10 protein-coding genes are annotated in these 13,413 nt (G+C 68.5%); 6 read left to right on the plus strand and 4 right to left on the minus strand.

What is annotated here, in order from left to right; genetic code table 11:
• Positions 1 to 256: 256 nt before the first annotated feature.
• Positions 257 to 1,195 (minus strand): HD-GYP domain-containing protein, encoded by a 939-nt coding sequence (locus FBZ88_RS15900; protein ID WP_145618208.1) that lies wholly within the window; start codon positions 1,193 to 1,195, stop codon positions 257 to 259.
• 295 nt (positions 1,196 to 1,490) lie between these two features.
• On the opposite strand from FBZ88_RS15900, the gene FBZ88_RS15905 reads away from it, so the two are divergent.
• The 6 genes from FBZ88_RS15905 to FBZ88_RS15930 all read left to right on the plus strand — a co-directional run bounded on the left by FBZ88_RS15905 (position 1,491) and on the right by FBZ88_RS15930 (position 10,109).
• Entirely contained in the window at positions 1,491 to 2,207 is a 717-nt protein-coding gene (locus FBZ88_RS15905) for an MBL fold metallo-hydrolase (protein WP_145618209.1), read from the plus strand.
• A 21-nt stretch (positions 2,208 to 2,228) separates the two neighbouring features.
• The gene (locus FBZ88_RS15910; protein ID WP_145618210.1) at positions 2,229 to 4,316 is read left to right on the plus strand and encodes a tetratricopeptide repeat protein; all 2,088 of its coding nucleotides are present in this window, start codon (positions 2,229 to 2,231) and stop codon (positions 4,314 to 4,316) included.
• 348 nt (positions 4,317 to 4,664) lie between these two features.
• Positions 4,665 to 5,231, plus strand: coding sequence for a hypothetical protein (locus tag FBZ88_RS15915; protein ID WP_145618211.1), 567 nt, complete (start codon positions 4,665 to 4,667; stop codon positions 5,229 to 5,231).
• A gap of 160 nt (positions 5,232 to 5,391) precedes the next feature.
• Complete coding sequence (locus FBZ88_RS15920; protein WP_186464429.1) at positions 5,392 to 7,338, plus strand: tetratricopeptide repeat protein; 1,947 nt, start codon at positions 5,392 to 5,394, stop codon at positions 7,336 to 7,338.
• Positions 7,339 to 7,537: 199 nt separating this feature from the next.
• Complete coding sequence (locus FBZ88_RS15925; protein WP_145618213.1) at positions 7,538 to 9,394, plus strand: flagellin N-terminal helical domain-containing protein; 1,857 nt, start codon at positions 7,538 to 7,540, stop codon at positions 9,392 to 9,394.
• A gap of 262 nt (positions 9,395 to 9,656) precedes the next feature.
• The gene (locus FBZ88_RS15930; protein WP_145608873.1) at positions 9,657 to 10,109 is read left to right on the plus strand and encodes a flagellar biosynthesis repressor FlbT; all 453 of its coding nucleotides are present in this window, start codon (positions 9,657 to 9,659) and stop codon (positions 10,107 to 10,109) included.
• Between the two features lie 171 nt (positions 10,110 to 10,280).
• Here FBZ88_RS15930 and FBZ88_RS15935 read toward each other — a convergent pair whose 3' ends face one another.
• Genes FBZ88_RS15935 through FBZ88_RS15945 form a run of 3 tightly spaced genes read right to left on the minus strand, consistent with a single transcriptional unit; the run spans position 10,281 to position 13,361 of the window.
• Positions 10,281 to 11,315 (minus strand): ketoacyl-ACP synthase III, encoded by a 1,035-nt coding sequence (locus FBZ88_RS15935; protein WP_145618214.1) that lies wholly within the window; start codon positions 11,313 to 11,315, stop codon positions 10,281 to 10,283.
• A 13-nt stretch (positions 11,316 to 11,328) separates the two neighbouring features.
• Positions 11,329 to 12,072 carry an SDR family NAD(P)-dependent oxidoreductase gene (locus FBZ88_RS15940; protein WP_186464430.1) on the minus strand — a complete coding sequence of 248 codons (744 nt, stop codon included), beginning with the start codon at positions 12,070 to 12,072 and terminating at the stop codon, positions 11,329 to 11,331.
• Positions 12,069 to 13,361 carry an AMP-binding protein gene (locus tag FBZ88_RS15945; protein WP_246138687.1) on the minus strand — a complete coding sequence of 431 codons (1,293 nt, stop codon included), beginning with the start codon at positions 13,359 to 13,361 and terminating at the stop codon, positions 12,069 to 12,071. The genes FBZ88_RS15940 and FBZ88_RS15945 overlap by 4 nt, the downstream gene beginning before the upstream one ends.
• Positions 13,362 to 13,413 lie beyond the last annotated feature (52 nt).

Consider the following 13,413-nt stretch of genomic DNA (forward strand, 5'->3'; position numbering starts at 1 on the left):
GCCACCCTGAGCGGCGGGGCCGGACCATCTGAAAAGAAATGGGCATTCGACCTTTACCGGTTCGGGCGTCCCTGACGGGATCCTTTTCGTCGGTCCCACGGTAGCGGCCGTACCCGTCGCGCGCCATCCGCCAATCCGCCTATGCGGTCACCGCCCGCGGCCGACATGGGCCAGACATGAAAAAAGCGGGCGCCCATTCCTTTTCAGAAGGTTGCGGCCCCGCTCCTGGGTATTTCAATAAATGGATTACGGAAGGTCAGCGCATCGGCAGGGGAATCACCTGGGCGGACGCCATTTCCTCCCAATCCAGGGCTTGATCGGCGCCCAGCATCGCCTCCTCGTCGCGGTCCCGCTCCCGGATGGCGACGAAATCCTGGATCTGGTCCATGAACAGACGCACCAGGTTCGGGTCGAAATGGGCGCCGGCCTCGCCGGTGATGTGGGCCAGGGCCCGGGACAGGGGCCACGGTTCCTTGTAGGGCCGGGCGGACATGAGCGCGTCGAACACGTCCACCAGGGCCACGATGCGGCCGGACAAGGGAATGGCGGGGCCTTTCAGTGCCCGGGGATAGCCCTGGCCGTTCCATCGTTCGTGATGGCACAGGGCCACCTCCGCCGCCAAGTCCAGCAGCGGCAGGCCGCTGCCCATGAGGATGCCGGCCCCGATGGTGGTGTGGGTCTTCATCACATCCCATTCCGCGGGGGCCAGGGGGCCGGGCTTCAGCAGGATGGCGTCGGGGATGCCGATCTTGCCCACATCATGGAGGGGGGCCGCCAGTGCCAGCTGATCGGCGAATTCGGGATCGCATCCCGCGAGTAGCGCCAGATGACGGGCCATCTGCCCCACCCTGTCGGTGTGGGAGGCGGTTTCGTTATCCCGCAAGGCGCTGGCGGACCGCAGGCGGTTGATCATTTGCGATTGCGCTTCACCCAGCTGGGCCCGGGCGCTGACCAGCATGACTTCCGACCGGCGGCGCTGGGCCACCTCCGTCGCCAGGATGCGGCTCATTTCCGTCAAGCGATCGGGGGGCGGCGGGGCCACGGGCGTCCGGCGGGCGCGGGCCGCCGCCCGGCGGCGCAACACCTCGCGCACGGCCACGGCCAGGGTGACGGTCAGCAGGGCGGGCCAATATCCGGCCAGATGGGCGGCGTCGGCCACCAGCAGGGCCCCGGCACGCATCACGACGATATCCATAACCCCAGCTCCTTCTACCCGCGAAGGCAGTCTTGGCGGGAAGTGCTTAAGGATTTGCTACCGGTCCCGAAGTAATAGACCGGTTGGCCGATGTCATAAGGAGTACCACTTAGGGTCCCAGCCCATCCCTGACTGAAGTCGCCGGCACACCTGGTCACGGGCCACACTGGCCGTGGCGCCACTCGCCGGGTGGGCAGCCTTGGCGGTTCGCGAGTCCGCCTAAACCTGGACCTGCCGGTGCCCGGCGGGGTATGACGGGGAAGCGCCCTTTCGTCCCCACCGCCCGAGGACAGCCATGCCGGACCAGACCGTCCCCCCCGCGTCGGATGCCGCCGCAAAGCCCGCGCCGGGCACGCCGCCCCTGAAGGTGGCCATCCTACCGGTGACACCGTTCCAGCAGAACTGCTCCATCCTGTGGTGCACGGCGACCAAGCGGGCGGCGGTGGTGGACCCTGGCGATGGCGTCACCCAGATCAAGGAATTCCTGGCACGCCAAGGCCTGACGCTGGAACGCATCCTGGTGACCCATGGCCATGTCGACCATGCGGCCGCCGTGGCGGACCTGGCGGCCGTGACCGGCGTGCCGGTGGAGGGGCCGCAGCTGGAGGACAAATTCTGGATCGACCGCCTGCCGGAAGACGGGGCCAAGTATGGCATGCTGTACGCCAAGCCCTTCACCCCCACCCGCTGGCTGGACGACGGCGACACCGTCCTGGTGGGGGAACTGACGCTGGATGTGTTGCATTGCCCCGGCCATACCCCCGGCCATGTGGTTTTCATCCACCAGGCCTCTCGCCTGGCCGTCGTGGGCGACGTCATTTTCCAGGGCTCCATCGGCCGTACCGATTTCCCCCGTGGCGATCACGCCGCCCTGATCCGGTCCATTCGTGAGAAGTTGTTCCCCCTGGGTGACGACATCACCTTCCTGCCCGGCCATGGCGAGCCGTCGACCTTCGGCCAGGAGCGGCGCAGCAACCCCTTCGTGTCCGACCGCGCCGTGGCGCGGGGCTGAGCTTCCCTTCTGGAAAATCCCATGGCCAGCATCACCGACGCCCTGAACGAGGCCTTGCGCCATCACCGCGAGGGCGCCCTGGGCCATGCCGAGGTGATCTATCACCGCATCCTGGCCGTGGCACCGGCGGAAGGCGACGCGCTGAACCTTTTGGCCGTGCTGTGCCTGCAGACGGGTCGGGCGGAGGAAGCCCTGGACCTGGCCGGCCAGGCCACGCGGGTCAACCCGGCGGCCGCCGCCTTCCACGTCACCCGTGCCGACGCGGCCGCAGCACTGGGCCGCCCAGCGCTGGAGGCGGACTGCCTGGAGCAGGCCCTGGCCCTGAATCCGCCCGCGCCCCAGGCCGCTGGCTGGCAACGGCGGCGGGGCCGCGCCCTGGCGGCCGCCGGGGACGCGCCGGCCGCCGTGCGGGCCTTGAAGGCCGCCGCCGCCCTGGCGCCGGACGATATCGACATCCTGGATGACCTCGCGGTGACCCTGACGCGAGCCGGCCTGACGGACCAGGCGGAGACGGCCTTCGCCGAGGTCCTGCGGCGGCAGCCCGGCCACGCCGGCGCGACGCGCAATCTGGCGAACCTCTGGCTGAACCAAGCCGGCGAGCACCTCTCCATCTCCGAAGGGGCTGCTCCCCACGGGTCCAGCGGCCACCGGGCCACGATCGCCGCAGCCCTGGCCCGCCGTGCGGTGGAACTGGATCCCGGCCGCCGTGAGGGCTGGGCGCGTTTGGGGTTGGCCCTGATGGCCCTGAACCAGCCGGAGCCGGCGGCCGATGCCCTGCGCCGGGCGCTGGCCCTGCCCGGCATGGAAGACGAAACCGCCGAAATCCTGATCAACCTGGGCTTCCTGGAAACCCGGCTGGGCCGCTTCGATGCCGCCGCCGCCACGCTGGACCAGGCCGAGGCGCAGGACCCCGGCCGGGCGGAGGTGCTGAACCACCGGGGCGTATTGCTGCACGCCCAGGGCCGGCTGTCGGAGGCGGCGGATGTCCTGGCCCGCGCGGCCGCCACGGCACCGGACGACCACCGGCCGCTGACCAATCTAGCCACGGTCTTGAAGGATCTGGGCGACGATGACGGGGCCGAAGCGCTTTACCTCAAGGCGCTGGCCCTGGCGCCCGGGGAACCGGCGGTGCACTGGCAGCGGTCGCTGGCCCGCCTGTTGGCGGGTGACCTGGCCACGGGTTGGCAGGAATATGAATGGCGCCACCAGACCGGCCAGATGCCGCCGCTGGACCCCAGCTTGACCGTCCTGCCGGAATGGCGGGGACCGGATCCGGCGGCGATGGCCGGCACGCGCCTGCTGGTGCATGCCGAGCAGGGACACGGCGATACGCTGCAATTCGCGCGCTACGCCGCCCTGCTGGAAGGGGCGGCCGACCGGCTGGGCCTGGCCCGCGTCGGTCTCATGGTGCAGCCGGCGTTGGCGCGGCTGATGGCCTTGAGCCTACCCGGCGTGACGGTGGTGCCATCCGGCGCCACGGTCAGCGCTGCCGATTGGGATGCCCGCGTCCCGCTCATGAGCCTGCCGCATCGCCTGGGCACCACGCTGGAGACCATTCCAGCCCAGTGCCCCTATCTGACGCCGCCGCCGGTGGAGGGCTGGCGGGCGCGGCTGGCCCAGGCCGTGCCGGCGGGCATGCGGGCCGTGGGCCTGGTGTGGGGGGGCGACCCCCGCCCGGACGATCCCGTATCGGCCTTGATCGACCGGCGGCGCAGCGTGCCCTTGGCGGCGCTGGCCCCCCTGGCCGCCGCGGATGACGTCCGTTTCGTCAGCCTGCAAAAAGGCGCCCCCGCCGCACAGGCGGCCACGGCGCCCTTTCCGCTGCTGGACTGGACGGAGGAGTTGCGGGACTTCGCCGACACCGCCGCGCTGGTGGCCTGCCTGGATCTGGTCATTACCGTGGATACGGCGGTCGCCCATCTGGCGGGGGCCTTGGGCCGGCCGGTATGGGTGCTGTCCCGCGCCGACGGGTGCTGGCGCTGGTTGCGCGGTCGCGCCGACAGCCCCTGGTACCCCACCCTGCGCCTGTATCGCCAAGAGAATTGGGGCGATTGGTCAGCCACGGTGCGCCAGGTGGCATTCGACCTGGTTGCGAAACCACCACCCTGAAAATGTTATCTTTTTGATTAATCGCACATCAAAACCCGCCCCTAGCCGCAATCTCTGATCGCAAGCGGGGCGAAGCCGAGTCCTATCCTAACGGTAGAGTTGCGAAAAAAATTTGTGCGGCCGCGTCAATTTTGTTAAAGTTATTGTTGAAAAATTTACTGTGGCGTAAATCCGCCACCCCTGACCACCTTTTCGCCGGTCTTTTCCAAAGGACTCGTCCCTGGAAAGCCCCCCGAAACCAGAGGTGGAATAAGGGGTCCGAACCGATGTCTTCCTGGCCTGTGCACGTCCCTTGCGGAGGGGCGTGTCGAATATTTCCGATTGTCTCCTAACCAAGGACCGAAGTCCATGGCCCTGGATGGCGTGTTAAGCACTGGATCCGCCTACCCCCAGATCCCCAACGGGACCTTGGCGACCTTGGGCTATGCCACCAACGACACCTCGGCCGAGACGACCGCGGCCGGTTCGTCTACGGCTGTCGCCGCTTCCGGGGCAACCTCCCCGGCGGGGGAGGAGACGACGTCACGTCTGTCGGCACCCGCCTACATCAGCCCGGTCGTCACATATGACAGTCAGGCGGCCATCGCCATTACCCAGTTCCGCGACAGCACCACCGGTGCCGTCGATTACCAAATCCCCTCTCGCCAGGTGGTGGAGCAATACCGCCTGCGCGCGACCGGCGCCCCGCATTACAAGGGTGGCAACCCGCTGTTGCCGGCCGAAGTGACGGCCCCCTCCAACGACCAGTCGGCAGCGGGCGCCACCGCGTCGTCCAATACCAGCACCGCCGCCGCCTCCGGCGGCACCACCGGCGCGTCGACCACCAGCACGGGCGGCGGATCAGGCAGTGCCTTGATCAGCCCCACAGTGGCGGCAGTGACCCTGGGTGCTGCTGCCGTCAACGTGGTCGCCTGACGACTCCGTCCCGTACATCGAAGGGTCATGATCCATCTGGAAGATGGTGGTTCTGCCCGCTTTTCCGATCCCATCCGCGATTTGTTTTGAACCGGCATGCCGCTCGCGGCCATGCTGCGGACCTATCGCGTGGATCACCGGCCGGGACGGCACGATCACTATGGCTACCGTTGAAGACAGGCTGAAGCTGGCGCTGGACCACCATGAGGCCGGTCGCCTGGCGGAGGCGGAGCTGCTGTATGGCCGCGTGGTGGCCGTGGCGCCAGACCATGCCCGGGCGCTGTATCTCTGGGGCAAGGCGGCCCACGATCGCGGCGACGACCACGTGGCGCTGGCGCGGTTGGAACGGGCCCATTACCTGGCGCCGGACATTCCCGCCATCGCCCTGCTGCTGGCCGCGGTGCGCCAGGTCCTGGGGCAACCGGAGGCGGCTGAGGCGCTGTATCGGCACGTGCTGGAGATGGAGTCGGGCCATGCGCAGGCCGCCGATGCCCTGGCGACATTGCAGGAGCGCCGCGCCGCCGCCCTGCTGGGACAGGGGCATGCCACCGACGCGCTGCCCCTCTACGAGCAGGCCGTGGCCACCCGGCACGGCGGCGGTTTGGCGCCGGGTCCCGAAATATGGAATGGTCTGGGCGTCTGCTTGCTGGCGGCGGGGCGAAACGCGGAAGCCATCTCCGCCTTCCAGGCGGCCGTGGCGGTGGATCCACGATACGGCGAGGCCCTGTCCAACCTGGGCGGCGCGCTGAAGGCGGCCAAGCGGCTGGACGAGGCGGTGGCCAGCTACCGCCAGGCTCTGGCCCTGTTCCCTCGGATACCCGAGTTGCACACCAACCTGGGCAGCGTGCTGGGCGAACTGCAACGGCCGGCCGAAGCCCTGGCCGCCTACGAGGAGGCCGTGCGGCTGAACCCCGCTTTCGTCGGCGGCTGGCTGAATGTCGGCATGGGCCGGCGCGCCATGGATGACTTGCACGGCGCGGTCGATGCCTACCACCGGGCCTTGGCCCTTGATCCCGCCTTCCATCGCGCCTGGACCGCCCTGGGCGCCGCCCTGTACGACCTGGGCCGACTCGAGGACGCGGCCCAGGCGGCGGAAAAAGCGCTGGCCCTCAAGCCCGACGCGGTGGAGCCCAATTGGAACCTGGCGCTGGTGTCCCTGCTGCTGGGCCGATACGCCAAGGGTTGGCCGCTGTATGAATGGCGGCGCCACAGCCGTACCAACCGCCTGCGCACCTTCGACCGCCCAGGCTGGGACGGCGGGCCCTTCCCGGGTCGCACCCTGCTGGTCCATATCGAGCAGGGCCTGGGTGACATGCTGATGGCGGCGCGCTATTTGCCGCTCATCGCCGCGCGGGGTGGCCGCCTGCTGGTGGAGACACCGCCGGAGCTTGCGGCCCTGTTCCAGGGGTTGGTGCAACCCGGCCGGCTGGAACTGGCGCCCACGGACCAGCCGCTGCCCCCCTTCGACCTGCAGTGTCCCGTCATGAGCCTGCCGGGCCTTTTCCAGGCCGGACTGGTCCCGATTCCCAACAAGGTTCCTTATCTTTCCCTGGACGGGCTGCCGGGAGAAGACCATCGCCGCGCGCGCTGGCGTGACCGGTTGCGGGGGGCCATGGCGGATCCCGGCGCCCTGAAGGTCGCGCTGGTTTGGGCCGGCAACCCGAACTTCACCGGCGACCGTTGGCGCTCCCCGCGGCTGGCAGCCTTCGCGCCGGTGCTGCGTGTGCCGGGGACGCACGTCTTCAGTATCCAAATGGGCGATGGGCGGCGGGATCTGGCGGACGCAGACCTGCCCGCCGCGTTCACCGACCTGGCCCCGGACATCAAGGATTTCGCCGATACCGCCGCCATCCTCGCGGAGGTGGACCTGCTGATCAGTTCCTGCACCGCCCCGGTCCATCTGGCCGGGGCCTTGGGACGCCCGGTGTGGGTCATTCTGCCGCAGATACCCGACTGGCGCTGGGGCCTGGGTCGCACGGACAGCGACTGGTACCCCAGCGCCTGCCTCTATCGGCAGGAAGCGCGGGGGGACTGGCGCCCGGTCATGGCCCGGGTGGCCGCCGACCTGGCGCGGCGTGCCGCTGATACCGCTATCGAGGCGCCTTGATCCATGTTAAGGATCCGTCAACGGTTGGTGATGTATTGAACCATCGTGGTGAAGGCCGGCACGGCGGGTAGATCCTGAGACATAGACAAAACGTCTAAAATTTTATCAATCGTGCCTTGACTCCGTCACAGAAACCAGTCATCACTTAACGTGTCCGAAAAACTCGGGCGACACATACCCTCTCCAAAGGAGACTTTTTATGTCTGACGCCGTTCAGCTTTCGTCCAGCATGCGGACCAACCTGCTGCTGCTGCAGCAGACCAACACCTCGACCAGCAAGCTGGAAAACCAGCTGGCGACCGGTAACAAGGTCAATTCCGCCCTTGACGGTCCGACCGCTTTCTTCGCCGCGCAGAGCCTGAATCAGCGCGCAAGCGACCTGTCCACTCTGAAGGACGGCATGTCGCAGGCCGTCAGCACCATCAAGGCTGGCAGCCAGGGCATCACCTCCATCCAGTCGCTCGTGACCCAGGCTCAGGGCCTGCTGACGACCGCCTATGCCAACCTGGGCACGGATGCCGGTTCCGTCGCGACCCGCAAGTCGCTGGCCGATCAGTTCAACGGCATCAAGGACCAGATCGACAAGCTGGCGGGTGACAGCGGCTACTCGGGCAAGAATCTGGTCGCCGGCAACGGCCAGTCCTACGCCGCCACCTCGACCACGATCGCGACCGCGAACTCGATCACCTCGATCTCGAACGCCCGCGTCACCAACATCACCGGCGCCGACACCTACTCGGTTAAGATCTCGGGCACCGGCGCCGTCTCCGGCGCCGCCGCCGACATCGCCAACGCCGAAACCGCCCGCGGTGTCTTCGGCCTGAAGGTTTCCGGCACGTTGAGCTCGACCGCCGGCAACTTCTCCGACATCTCCATCCAGACCCGCGGCGCGGTCGGCCAGCAGCGCAGCGTCGTGGTGACGGAAGGCGACGAGTCGCGGACCATCAACTTCTTCGATAACACCCAGTCTGCCACCAACACGCTGCAGACTGCTGGTTCGTCGGGTACGGCCCAGATCTCGCAGGTGTCCATCACCGGCAATATCGAGCAGGGTGACACCTTCACGGCCACGATCAACGGCACGTCCTTCACCTACACCGCTTCGGCGGGTGACGTGTCGGCGGCCGATACCGCGACCCGTCAGCAGAACATCGCCACCAACCTGAAGACGGTGATTGGCAACGCCCTGCACGGCGCGTTCTCGGGCTTCTCGGTCGGTGCGGGCGGTGCCAACAACCAGTTCACCATCACCGCTGGTGCCACCGCTGGTACCGCCAGCTCGTTCTCGCTGGGCACCTCGGCCTCCAACGCACTGACCAAGGACATTTCGCTGTCCTTCTCGTCAGGCACGGTGGTTTCCTTCACCGTGGACCGCGCCTCGCTGGAAGCGCTGGGTACCGCCGGCAATGGCACGTCCACCATCGAGAAGAACGTGGATGTTTCCGTGACCGCCACGGACCTGAACGGCGTCTCCGTGACCCGTTCCGGCACCAACGAGCGAGGCGACTCCAAGCTGTCCGACGGTGAGAACGCCTTCTCGTTCAGCACCGGCACCGTTCGTCTGAATGTCGATGCCTCGAACGTCCGGCAGGCGGCCAGCGCCAACAAGGCCGCCAACATCTCCACCGCGCAGACCACCGCGGCGGGCACGTCGAACGACCTGAGCGTCCAGTTCAACGAGAACAACAGCAGCGGCATCACCGTGGCGGCGACCAACGTCACCACCTCGGGCCAGGGTCTGGCCGTCGACTACGCCCAGAACAACTTCCTGGATCGTGCGGACATCGACAAGGCCCAGGCCCAGCTGACCAACGCGACCAACGTTCTGCGTTCCGCCTCTCAGACGCTCGCCACCAACCTGAACATCATTCAGACCCGTTCGGATTTCACGAACGCGTTCAACAATGTGTTGCAGGACGGTGCCGACAACCTGACGCAGGTCGACCAGAACGAAGCCGGCGCCCAGTTGCTGGCCCTGCAGACCAAGCAGTCCCTGGGTGTCACCACCCTGTCCCTGGCCAACCAGGCTCAGCAGTCCATCCTCAAGCTGTTCTAATAGACCAGCCCAAGCATGGAAGTACGGAGGGTGGCGGACGGCAACGTCCGCCACCTTCTTTTTTGGTCGGTCAATTCCGGCGGCCAGCGGTTTTTTGGTGACCGGACGGGGTCGGCTGCCGTAATTCCTAGGGGTGCGCGCATACGCCCGCCCGTCCGGGCGGCTTTATTCGTTTAAGGTTCTGCCCGGTTCGGCCCACGCGGCTGGACCCTGGCCCCGGGCCCTGGCCCCGAGGCTGCGTTCTGAAGGAAGGATTGCCCCCTTGCCGCTGAAACTGGTGTTACGCCCGGGAGAAAAGCTGATCGTCAACGGCGCCGTCATCGGCATCGGCGATCACCCCGTCTCGCTATTCTTCTACAACAAGGTGAATTTCCTGCGTGGCCGGGAAATCCTGAAGGAAGAGAACTGCGACACCATCGAGAAGCGGCTCTATTTCATCATCCAGTTGATCTACATCTTCCCCGAGGACGCCAGCACCAACATGGTGCACTTCGCCGCCATCCTGGAAGAGGCGCGGGTCCAGCATCCCGACAAGGCCGACCTGTTCGACGAAGTGCAGACGCTGGTGCGCGAGGGCAACAACTATCGCGCCCTGAAGCTGTGCCGTAAGCTGTTCGACATCAAGGAAACGGCCGAGGCCGCGCCGGCCCCCAAGCCGCCGGTGGAGGTTGTGCGCCGCCGCCGCAAGGTGGCCGCCCCCGCCGTCGACGAATAATACCACCGGCACGAGATGTTGACTCGTGCCGGTGTAGCCCGCGACCGCGGGCGCCGGAGCGAGCACCGCAGGGCACAGCGAGGAAGCCGAGCCAGCGCATGCTGGCGCCCGGCGATTGAGGGGGCATTTGAGCGGTCACGATCAAATGCCACGGGTATCAGCTCCGGCCTTTCAGGCCGGCAGCACAATGGTCTCGCACACGGCCAGGGGCCCCAGGGTGGCCGCCGTCGTGGCCCAGGACCATCCCACTCCGAATCCGGACAACAGGACCCGCAAGGCCCCGGCCTTGAGATCGGCCGCCACCGCGTCGGTCAAGGCCAGCGGCACGCTGGCCGAACTGGTGTTGCCATGGCGGGCCAGGGCCAGCACCAGTTGTTCATCCGTGGCGCCGATCTTATGGCCCAGGCGGCGGAGCATCATTTCATTGGCCTGGTGCAGGACGAAACGGTCCACATCCGCGGCGGTCCAGCCGGCGGCGGCCAAGGTGGCGGCGATGGCGCCCGGCACCTCGCGCAACGTGAAGGCGAAGACCTGGGTGCCGTCCATGAACAGGCGTGGCGGCCGGTCCGGTGCCCGCATGGCCCCACCCGCCGCCATGAGATAGGGCGCACCGGCGCCGTCCGTGCCCACATCCACGATCATGGGCGGCGCGGCGGCATCGACCTCCAGCGCCGTGGCGGCGGCGGCGTCGCCAAACAGGGGCGCCACCGCCCGGTCATCCGGATCCAGGATATGGCTGGTCGTATCGCCCGCCAGCAGCAGGGCCCGCGCCGGCCGTCCATCGGCCCGGGGCAGCAATGAGGCGAGCGCCGAGCCCGCTGCCCACAGGCCATAGACATAGCCGGAGCAGCCCAGCGACAGGTCGAAGGCGGCAGCGCTCTTGGACAGGCCCAACCGCCGTTGCACCAGGCAAGCCGTGGCCGGCAGCACCTGGTCGTGGGTCTGGCTGACGAAGACCAGCAGGTCGACGCTGTCGGCCGGCCAGCCCAGCCCGTCCAACAAGGCCTGGGCCGCCGGCACCGCCAGGTCGGATGTGCATTGGCCGGGCGCCGCCAGATGGCGGGCATGGATGCCGGTGGCGGTGGCCAGGCGGCGCGCCGCCTCTTCCCCGAAGCGGGCGGCCAGGTCCGCCGTATCCTCCACCCGGGCCGGCAGTGCCGAGACGATGCCCCGCACCGCCACGCCGTTCAACCGGGCCAACGCCATCAACGATCTCCCATCAGCAACTGATGCCGCCGTCGACCACCAAGGTCTGCCCGGTAATATAGGCGGCAGACGGGCCCAGCAGGAAGCGCACCACCGGCACCACGTCGTCGGCCGTGCCCAGGCGGCCCAGCGGCGTGCGCCGGATAATCTGGTCGCGCTGGCCGGCGCTGAGCGTCGAGGACATCTCCGTCTCCAGATAGCCCGGCGCCACCGAGTTGACGGTGATGCCCCGCCGCCCCACCTCTCGCGCCAACGCTCGGGTCATGCCGTCCATTCCCGCCTTGGTGGCAGCATAGGCGGCCAGGCCGGTATAGCCGCGCTGCCCGATGATGGAAGAGATGTTGATGATGCGCCCGCCGGCGGGCGCCGCCGTGGCCGGGCGGCGCAGCAGGTGCCGCAGGGCGGCTCGGGCCGCCTGTATGGCGCCGTTCAGGTTGGTTTGAATCAGGGTGTCGATTTCCACCTGGGGCAAGGTGGCCAGGATGCCCTCGCGCGCGATGCCGGCGTTGTTGACCAGGCCATAGAGCCCGCCGGCCCAGGCCGCAGCGGCGTCGACGAAGGCGGTCACCTGGCCCGCGTCGCCCACCTGCGCCACCTGGAACAGAAAGCGGTCGCCGTGCCGGGCCACCAGATCCTCCACCTCCGCCGTCGGGCTGCGGGCGCAGGTGGAGACGCGCCAGCCGTCCGCCAGCAGGGCGCGCACAAGCGCCAAGCCCAGGCCCCGGCTGCCGCCGGTGACGATGATATGGTCACTCATTCCTGCACCCGCTTCTTCTTGCCGGACGGGGATAATTCCAGATCCGTAACGAATTCCAGCCGCCGGGGACGGGCGGCCGCCGGCAGGCCAGCCAGGGCAGCCGCCACCCTTTGGCGCAAGGCCTCGGGATCCTGGCCCGGTACCGCCACCAGTTGCGCCGTCAGCAGATGCCCGGTGATGGGGCTGGCCCGCACCCGCACGGCGGCGTCGGCGATGCCCGGCACCGCCTGGATCAGAGTCTCCACTTCATCGGGCATGACCTTCACGCCGCCGACGTTGACCACACCGTCCTCGCGCCCCCGGAACAGCACCCGGTCGCCGACGATGTCCACCCGGTCGCCCGTGGCATACCAGCCGTCGGCATCGGTCGGCAGGGGGCCGCCGGCCAGCGCGGTGGCCAGACGGGGCCCCCGGACCCACAACACACCGTCACGCACGGCCAGGTCGGTACCCTCCACCCCCGTCTCCAGCCAGGCGGCGGGGAAGCCGGCGCGGCCGTCCGCCACGGCGAACAGGGCGCCCGCCTCCGTGCTGGCATAGATGTGGCGCACGGCGGCGTTGGGAAAGGCGGCCGACAGCCGGTCCAGCAGCGACTGGTCCGTCGCCTCACCCCCCAGGGTCACCGCCTTCAGCGGCGGCGTCTTTCCCGTCAGCAGGAAGGCCCGCCAGAAGCTGGGCGTGGCGCTGATGTGGGTGACGGCGTGACGCTGGGCCAGGTCCGCCAGCGCCGGCACGTCGGGGGCGTCGCCCGCCACCAGCGTCCCGCCACCGCGCAGCACGGTCAGCAACACCTGCAGGCCGGCATAACCACCCGGATCGAAGGTGGCCAGCCACACGCTGCCCCGCCCCCGCCCCCCCTGGATACGGGCCGCCAGCCGATCGAAAGCGTGGCGCAGACGCTTGGGTGTACCGGTGGTGCCGGAGCTTTCCAGCACCAGGGCGAAGCCGGGCGTGGCGCCGGGCACCGCGCCGCCCGGGCGCGTTACCCCGCCGCCGGCATCCACCACCGCGTCAACCCCGGCGGGCACAGCAGTGCCCCGCATCAGGAACAGTTCGGCGTCCAGCAGGCGGGCCGCCAGCAGGGTCACCGCCACAGCCAGCGGTGTGGCCGCAACCGCCCCGATGCGCGCGGCGGGCCGCAACCGGCCGGCCAGGTCCCGCGCCCGCCCAAGCAAGGCCGCCCGGTCATGGGACTGGCCGTCCTGGATCAACCGGCAGGCAGGGTCCAGCCAGTCCATCCCATCCGCCGGAGCGGGGAATGGCGGCGGGTCGGCAGGCGGGGACATCATGGCACCAGGCGGTTCCTTGCGGGGGAACAGGATCAGGAAAAACAGGTCCCTA

It is taken from the genome of Nitrospirillum bahiense (assembly GCF_007828025.1).
GTDB lineage: Bacteria > Pseudomonadota > Alphaproteobacteria > Azospirillales > Azospirillaceae > Nitrospirillum > Nitrospirillum amazonense.